Origin of the sequence: Solitalea agri (genome assembly GCF_023914155.1) — a bacterium.
Taxonomy (GTDB): domain Bacteria; phylum Bacteroidota; class Bacteroidia; order Sphingobacteriales; family Sphingobacteriaceae; genus Solitalea; species Solitalea agri.
Window position 1 is genome coordinate 207756 of record NZ_JAMWYS010000003.1, and the last position, 7849, is coordinate 215604.

The window sequence follows — 7849 nt, forward strand, 5'->3', positions numbered from 1 at the left end:
AAAATCAGGAATTTTGGAAATTTTGGCAACCAAAAAACATATTCTCTCTTGTAATTATTCGCTCATTCTCTTACCGTGCTTATATTTGCGCCATGTATAATCTTATTAAGCCTATATTTTTCAAATACGATCCGGAAGTAATTCATCATAAAGTATTTAACTGGATCAAAACTGTCAACAAAATTCCGGGAGTATCCTCAGTTATCAGAGGCGTTTATTGTTTAGAAGACAAAAAACTTGAACGTGAAGTATTCGGGATAAAGTTTAAGAACCCGGTTGGTTTAGCTGCAGGATTTGATAAGGATGCCAAACTGTATGAAGAGCTCAAGAATTTTGGTTTTGGCTTTATAGAAGTTGGAACCATTACACCGGTGGGTCAACCAGGAAATGATAAACCTCGTATGTTTCGCTTGGTTGAGGATGAAGCCCTAATCAATCGTATGGGTTTCAATAACGAAGGAGTTGACGAAATGGTTATCCGATTAAAAAACCGTAAAAACAGTTCGTTAATTATTGGCGGAAATATTGGCAAAAACAAGGTTACTCCTAACGAAGAAGCTGATGAAGACTTTGTTAAATGCTTCGAAAAGCTTTTTGATTATGTTGATTATTTTGTAGTGAATGTAAGTTCGCCAAACACCCCCGGTTTGCGCGATCTACAGGATAAAGAGCCATTGAAAAAACTCCTTTTCCGCTTACAGCAACTTAACCAGGCAAAAGTTAAATCAAAACCGATCTTATTAAAAATTGCTCCTGATTTAACCAATGAGCAGCTTGACGATATAATTGAGATTGTTCAGGATACAAAAATTGCGGGTGTGATTGCTACCAATACTACTATTTCGCGTAATGGCTTACGGTCAAACCCTGAGCTTGTAAAACAAATGGGGGGATTAAGCGGTATACCTGTGAAAGATCGTTCAACGGAAGTTATCCGTTATCTGTCGCAGAAGTCAAATAAATCGTTCCCAATTGTTGGTGTTGGAGGTATTCACAGTGGCGATGACGCTATTGAAAAATTAAAAGCCGGTGCTTCGCTGGTTCAAATCTATACCGGTTTTATTTACAAAGGCCCGGGATTAGTGAAAGAGATCAATCAGAAGATTTTGGAAGAAGGGATATAAATTGTTGAATTGATAAATTGTTTTATTGTTGGATTGTTACTTTTAACAATTTAACAATAAAACAATTTGACCACATTAATATAAAAACAAAAAAATCCCGATCAAAAACTGACCGGGATTTAAAGTATTGTTTTAAAGCAGAAATTATTTCGCAGCTTTTTCTAGTTCAGCGATAACATTACGGTTTTTAACAACCTGACTTGTCGCTTTTTCTCTTGAACGGCTACCTAATTCAATGTTAGTAGCTAATTTCAAATGTTGAACCTCTAAACGCGAAACAGTTTTATTCTTTCTGTCTTTTCTTTTTAATCTTGTAACTGCCATGATTTCCCTGAAGTTAATATTGTTAATGGTTAATGTTAATCGCGGTTTACTTCTATTATTAAATTAACAATTCACCACATCGATTAACAAGTTGAGGTCGGAAGCGGATTCGAACCGCTGTAGGAGGTTTTGCAGACCTCAGCCTAGCCACTCGGCCATCCGACCTTCTTTCAACGAGGTTGCAAATTTAAGAATTAATATCTGTTTACCAAGAACTCTTTTTAAATATTTTATGTCCTGCTGATTATCAAACTACTATTCTTATTTAATTTTTATGCCGGTAAAGAAATTTGATCTCCTCTATTGCCTGCGACGCATTTCTGAACAAAAAATTGCTGTGGCAATTCCAACGTTTAACGACTCTGCTTTGCCAAAAGAAGGGATCGAAAGTGGAGCAGTTATATACTTCCTGATCTTCTCTGAAACCCCTTTCGATTCATTGCCCATCAGAATAATTCCGGGTTCATTAAACTCTGCTTTATAAAGGTCTTCTCCTTCCAGTAAGGCCCCATAAATTGGCACTTCAACCTGCTTAATCACTTCTTCAATATCCACCCTTAATACATTCACCCTAAAAATTGAACCCATTGTTGATTGAATCACTTTGGGATTGTAGGCTTCCACCGAATTTATAGAAGTGATCAGCGTTTTAATGCCAAACCAATCAGCTATACGAATGATCGTCCCCATATTGCCCGGATCTTGCACATCATCCAACATAATTGTCCATTTACCTTCAACATCATCCTTGTTCCAAGTGTTGGTTTTAAAATCTTTTGGCACTTCGACAAGTGCTAAAACCTCATTCGGAGTGTGTAAACAGCTTATCTTTTGCAGTTCGGTTTCCGAAACCACATTGACTTCGGTTTTTTTATCTATCCGATTTATATTTGTAAGGTTTTTTAGATAATTTTCAGTCGTAAAAACAGATTTTATACGATAGGAAGATTCGAACAGTTCATTCACCATTTTAACGCCTTCAACAATAAATAAACCGTGTTCATCGCGGTATTTTTTATTATGAAGTGATTTAACAAAACTCAATTGCGACTTTGAAATCATTTACATCTAAAAATTTAAACAAAACTATACTTATATTTTTAATCTCACTAACAATGGTGGGATGTAAACCTTCTCGCTATTTAAAGGAAAATGAAGTTTTGATTGATAAAGTTGTAGTACGTGGCGTTGATAAAGACCTTGAAGAAGATGCACTATCATTTGTTCCTAAAGCTAACTCAAAACTACTTGGCAAAAAAATATCTTTAGGCCTTTACAATACATTTAACACCAAAGACGGAAAATACAAAAGCAAAAGAAAGAAAATAGGCCAAGAACCAGCAATTCTCGATAGTGCCAGAGCAATTCAGGCATCACAAAAAATGAGTCGATTTTTGCAGAATAAGGGCTATTTCAATAATGTGGTAAGCCTTAAAATTGATTCTTTAGGAAAGAAAAAAATTAAACTAACCTATACCGCTATTGAGCGAAACAGGTTTACTGTCAGAAATTTCAAGTTAAATATTCTTGATACAGCCTTAAAGAGCTTGTACAGTAAAAAATATAAAGCTCCAATTGATTCGGGTGAATATTATGATTATTATCGACTTGAACGAGAAGTTAGCAACATCAACAATCTGTTTAAAAGAAATGGCTACAAGGACTTTGAAAAATCGTATGTAAAGTTTAAAGCCGATACCTTATTTAATGACAGCATTAACGCCAAAAATGAGAAGGATCGCCACCAAACAGACATCATAACGATTATCAACAATCCTAAAGGTTCCAATTATCATCAGGCATTTACCATGAATGATACCTATGTAACCATTAAGCCCAATGCCAGAAGAAAAGAAATAAAAGCAGACACCATTAAAGCCCGTGAAGATTTATACTTTTTAGACAAGGAAGGCATCTTTAAACCCCAGCGTTTTTCGGACCTGATCTTCTTTAAAAGAGGAGCTTTATATAACAATGATGACTTTTTAAAAACCTATACCCGATTAGGTGACTTAAATCTCTTCCAATTTATTAAAACAGAGTTCAGGTCGGTTGATCAGGATAGCACTAAGCTAAACACCTATATCGAATTAACGCCTGCTAAAAAGCTATCAGCAACAATTGAAGGAGAGTTAACTTTAAGTGGAAGTTATTTGGGTGGAAATGCGGGTATTAGCTTTATGAATAAGAACTTTTTTGGAGGGGGCGAAATTTTTGAATACCGGTTAAAAGGAGGTTTGGAGTTTCAACCAACGAGCTTTAACGGAATTCCTCAGCCAGCAATCAGAGAAAAAACTCTTGAGACCAGTGCCAGCATTCTGTTCCCACGTTTATTGGCTCCTTTTAATATCAGTCTTAGCAAATACTCACTTCCAAAAACAAAAGTAATTCTTGGATATACCTACGAAGGCAGGCAAGAACTATTTACCACTGGTAACACCTATACCAACTTAAATTACGAGTGGCGCGAAACATTACAAAAAAGCCATTATTATACACCGATAAATATTTCACTAGTAAACTCAACCTTGGACAGTGCGGTGGCCAGAGCTTATATTTTATCGGGTAATAGATCAGCGCTGAGTCGTTATGAGTCTTATTTTTCTTTGAGCAGTCAATACACCTATTTATACAATGATTACCGGGTACGTTTTGGCGGCGACTTTATTTATTTCAAAGGAAGCATTGACCTAGCGGGTAACCTTATGTACCTGGGATATGAAGCATTCAACGCTCAAAAAAACAAACTTGGACAATACACCGTTTTAGATCGTCCGTTTTATCAATATACCCGGCCAGAGGTGGAAATTCGGTATTATAAAATGGTTAACAAGCGTCAATTGGTTACTCGTTTTAATATTGCAACAGGCTTTGCCTACGGAAACACCCCTACAATGCCTTATGGTAAGTTATATGGTACCGGTGGGGCAAATAGTTTGCGTGGCTGGCGCGCGCGACAAGTTGGGCCGGGTTCTTTCCCCCGAAACGACATAAAGCCACAAAACAGTAGCGATAGTATAGCTATTCAATTGGAGCAAATTGGTGAAATGAAAATTGAGGCTAACGTTGAATACCGATTTAATATTACCCGCAACTTTATAGGCTTTAAACTCGATGGAGCAACCTTTTTAGATGCCGGTAACGTTTGGAACATCACCAGTTATTTCGATGATCTATATCCGCAAGGAAGGTTTCGTTTTAACCGATTTTATAAAGAGTTGGCCGTAGGAACAGGTTTAGGACTTCGTTTAGACCTAAGTTTTCTGGTATTCAGGTTCGATGCAGGATTAAAACTTCATGATCCTCAATTCAAAGAAAACCGATGGGTAATTGGTAAATTCTTTGATAAAGATTTCAAAAATGAATACCCTAGTTTTAGGTTTATGAATTATAATATTGGAATTGGTTTTCCTTTCTAGATTAACCAGTTCCATAATACTTCGAAGTAACTCCCTAGGTTTAATCCCTTGTTAAACAAAAAGAAAGCTAATAAAATACCTATGAAGAGAAAAATTAGTTTCCTTACAAAATAGCCTATTATAAAAAACACAATTGGAATAATAAGCAATAAAGAAATAGGGATTTTAACAGGCCAGTGGTAATCACTGATTTGTTGAAGGTAATACAATTTTATAGTGCTAACGGATTGATTACTTGATCGAAAATAAGCAAATGTTGAACCCGAGAATTGTTGCTTTACCGTCGCTTCACCATCTTTAAAATTCAAAGGCACATCAATACCGCTAATTGAAAACATAAAACTACCGTTCACCTTTTCATCTATTTCCTCATTATTGGTGGTTAACGCTACAATTTTCAATTTGCCGCTTTCCTCAATCAATTTAAAATCTTCAATCTCTTTAATTTTGGTTGTTTGAGCTGAAACAGCCTGCAACGATGCTATCAATATGAAAAGGAAAAATACCAGGTAAGACGATCTCATTCAAGTGATTTTTTATTGTATAACAGAAAGCCCAAATGTAACAGAACTCCCCATCTTTTTTGCGGGTCATCATAATAATTAGCACTTAAGCTGATCGGACCTATAAAACTTCTGTATACCGCCCCAGCTGTAGCAGCCAATCTGAAATACTGATCAGGGGCCGCAACTACCGCTTGCTGATTGAACCCTTCCTGCAGTTGATCGAAAGGGATAAAACCATATACCTCAACCCTAAAATCAAGATTCCGTCGAAAAGTGAATACATTTCTCAATCCGGTGTTGAGATAATTGTAAGCTCTGAAATTGGCTAAAAACAATGAATGTGAGTCTTGCATTAGATATGCAGCAGGCTGTTCAACCAATGAGCTCCGATAAGTTGTAAAGCTTGGCTGATTCGACCACAACCCTTCCAAAGCATAACCAATTGTGTATCGTTTACTTAATTTGAAGTAGCGCTCAGATACAGCTTTAAGGGATAGCCATTGTCTTTCTTTATTATTTACCGCTGTCACTGTTGACACTGAGCCGGGCGTAAAATCTTCAAGCCCACTTATATAAGCAACGGACAATGATGTCAATGATCCTTCGGTAGGATATTGCTTCCTGTTGAAAGTTTTGCGCTCAAGAGTGAAGGAAGTTTTCTGGCCGTCAAATTCAGTTTGATCTAGAATATCTAATGAGGAAAAATCTTCTGTCGGACTATATTTATCAAAATTTCTGATCAATGAACCTTCAACTATTAAACGGGTATTGCCTTTGTATGGAAACCCAAGCCGTAAGGCCAGTTTTTTATCTGATTGATCCAAAGGAACCGCATTCAGGTCTTCTACAAATATTTCTGAATTTCGGAAGTAATTCCAATGATTATAGGTATAGTCAAATTCAACAAAAGCCGGTACAATGCCACCAATATCAATTCGGGAGCCTAACTGCATTGACTCATAAAACCTGCCCGAATAAAAATTAGCGCAAAGTGTATAAGCTTCTCGGTTTACAAAATTATACTGAAGACCTAAAAAGATGTTACTGATGGGTCGGGTAGATAAATTTCCACCAAAATCTATTTTGAAATTTCTATCGGGTTTAATATTCAGATTAAAGTTATAGGTATTCTTTGTTGAATCGTGTTCTATTCGAGGATAAACCGATTCGAACACATCGTCGGCCATTAATTTATAATAGCCTTTTTTTAAATCTCCCATACTCATCTCCCTCCCATCTTTACCCAATACATCTTTAATATAACGTCGTTGCTGGCTTTTTACTCCCGAAATCATTACATCCTGAATAGATACTATTTTGTTTTTATTCAGAAAACCAGTCCTTCTTGTCTTCAGCTCTTCCGGAGTGGTTCTTCGTAAAACTCGTGCCTTTATTACAGACATATTTTTCATTGCTGCATCATAACCACGCTGGATTAAGGCTTCAACAGGCTCAAAATTTGTAACACTAAATTCTTTAAGTTCGGGTTGAATATAAACCCCGTTTTGGCCAATTTGTGTAGAGTCGGACTTGGAAAGGAACAAAAAAACAGCGAATCGCGACATTAATCGCTCATCAATTTCTTTAGGATAATCATTATAAATTTTGGAAGAAACATTACAACCAATCAAAACATCAGGATTAAAATCTTCCTTCATCACATCAACCGGAAAGTTATTGTAAACTCCTCCATCGAAAACATATTTATTATCAATTTTAATCGGACGGTAAACGAAAGGCACACTCATGGTTCCTCTAACAGCATCCGTTAGATTCCCCTTTTTCAGAATAATGGGTTCTTGTGAGAGTATATCAGAAACAACGCACCTGAACGGAACAAATAAACTATCGAAATCATACTTTGCACTAGCCGAAGCCTGTGAAAATAATTCAAGCAGGGCAAAATTCAAGGGAACATCATTGATCAGGTTAGCCTGTAACTTAATCTGGAAGGCTGTATCAACCGCAATACGAGCGGTAATAAATGAAGCATTGTCGGGTTTGTTTTGGTAGAAAAGTTTGTAATCACTTTTTAAGCGACCGTTTACCCAGTTTTGAAAATAAGGACTGGTTGCAACACGTTCAATTTGTGATGGTGTATAACCGGCAGCATACATGGCAGCTACAATTCCCCCCATGGATGTTCCGGCGACGTAATCTATTGGTATGTTATTCTCTTCCAGCGCTTTTAGCAAACCAATATGAGCCAAGCCTTTTGCACCTCCACCACTTAAAACCAAACCCACTTTTTGGCCGAAAACTGTTGAACTGATCAGGAATAAAAAAAGTAAAAGGTAATGCTTCATCAAAAAGTAACGCTCTAAAATGCTATATGTTTATGATTGCAAAGTATGAATATCAAGAAAAAAGGCCGGATAAGCCGGCCTGTCTATAAAAAACTTAGTTACTCATTTACTTATGAACTTCTAAAACTATCAAACGCTTGAAGATCACCTAACTTATCAAGCTGTAAAAC

Annotated in this window: 6 protein-coding genes and 1 tRNA gene; 2 read left to right on the top strand and 5 right to left on the bottom strand. The window is 36.5% G+C overall.

Annotated elements, in window-relative coordinates:
- Positions 1 to 92 precede the first annotated feature (92 nt).
- Positions 93 to 1124, top strand: coding sequence for a quinone-dependent dihydroorotate dehydrogenase (locus tag NF867_RS01315; protein ID WP_252585732.1), 1032 nt, complete (start codon positions 93 to 95; stop codon positions 1122 to 1124).
- Between the two features lie 144 nt (positions 1125 to 1268).
- Here NF867_RS01315 and NF867_RS01320 read toward each other — a convergent pair whose 3' ends face one another.
- The 3 genes from NF867_RS01320 to NF867_RS01330 all read right to left on the bottom strand — a co-directional run bounded on the left by NF867_RS01320 (position 1269) and on the right by NF867_RS01330 (position 2510).
- Positions 1269 to 1448, bottom strand: coding sequence for a spore protein (locus NF867_RS01320; RefSeq protein WP_252585733.1), 180 nt, complete (start codon positions 1446 to 1448; stop codon positions 1269 to 1271).
- Between the two features lie 94 nt (positions 1449 to 1542).
- Positions 1543 to 1613: transfer RNA gene (locus tag NF867_RS01325), tRNA-Cys, on the bottom strand.
- A 135-nt stretch (positions 1614 to 1748) separates the two neighbouring features.
- A complete protein-coding gene (locus NF867_RS01330) occupies positions 1749 to 2510 on the bottom strand; it encodes a TrmH family RNA methyltransferase (RefSeq protein ID WP_252585734.1) in 762 nt (253 codons plus the stop codon).
- On the opposite strand from NF867_RS01330, the gene tamL reads away from it, so the two are divergent.
- The gene (tamL, locus tag NF867_RS01335; RefSeq protein WP_465269303.1) at positions 2501 to 4867 is read left to right on the top strand and encodes a translocation and assembly module lipoprotein TamL; all 2367 of its coding nucleotides are present in this window, start codon (positions 2501 to 2503) and stop codon (positions 4865 to 4867) included. The two genes, NF867_RS01330 and tamL, sit on opposite strands and share 10 nt — an antisense overlap.
- Here the strand turns inward: tamL and NF867_RS01340 are convergent.
- Together NF867_RS01340 and NF867_RS01345 are read right to left on the bottom strand one after the other, a co-directional pair.
- Positions 4864 to 5391, bottom strand: coding sequence for a hypothetical protein (locus NF867_RS01340; protein ID WP_252585736.1), 528 nt, complete (start codon positions 5389 to 5391; stop codon positions 4864 to 4866). The two genes, tamL and NF867_RS01340, sit on opposite strands and share 4 nt — an antisense overlap.
- Positions 5388 to 7679, bottom strand: coding sequence for a patatin-like phospholipase family protein (locus NF867_RS01345; protein ID WP_252585737.1), 2292 nt, complete (start codon positions 7677 to 7679; stop codon positions 5388 to 5390). The genes NF867_RS01340 and NF867_RS01345 overlap by 4 nt, the downstream gene beginning before the upstream one ends.
- Between the last annotated feature and the right edge of the window lie 170 nt (positions 7680 to 7849).